1 protein-coding gene is annotated in these 291 nt (G+C 37.1%); it reads right to left on the bottom strand.

The genetic code is table 11. From position 1 onward, the window contains the following. Nucleotides 1-264: hypothetical protein (locus M901_RS03260; protein ID WP_021276748.1), on the bottom strand; the 264-nt coding region annotated here is incomplete at its 3' end. Nucleotides 265-291 lie beyond the last annotated feature (27 nt).

Here is a 291-nt window from a genome sequence, read left to right on the forward strand (position 1 = left end):
TTCACTTAGAGTGAGCTGAGAATACTCATCAGTATCTCTATCAATGGCCATTGTCGTTGTCAGAAAGTTTCTTCCAATATCTTTTTGAACAGCATCTAGTAACTGAAGAACATAACCTTCTCCAAGTCCGTAAACTTGGTTAATTAAAAACTCAACCTGAGAAGATGCCTTATCAAATGATTGGCATTGATTCTCAATAGACGTCTTTGTCGAGCTCGTTGAGTTATCTACACTAGTGTTTCTACTGAATCTGTATACTCTCACATCATAGAATGACTCTCCTTCTTCCTA

This window comes from Bacteriovorax sp. DB6_IX (assembly GCF_000447775.1).
In the GTDB taxonomy this organism is placed as follows: domain Bacteria; phylum Bdellovibrionota; class Bacteriovoracia; order Bacteriovoracales; family Bacteriovoracaceae; genus Halobacteriovorax_A.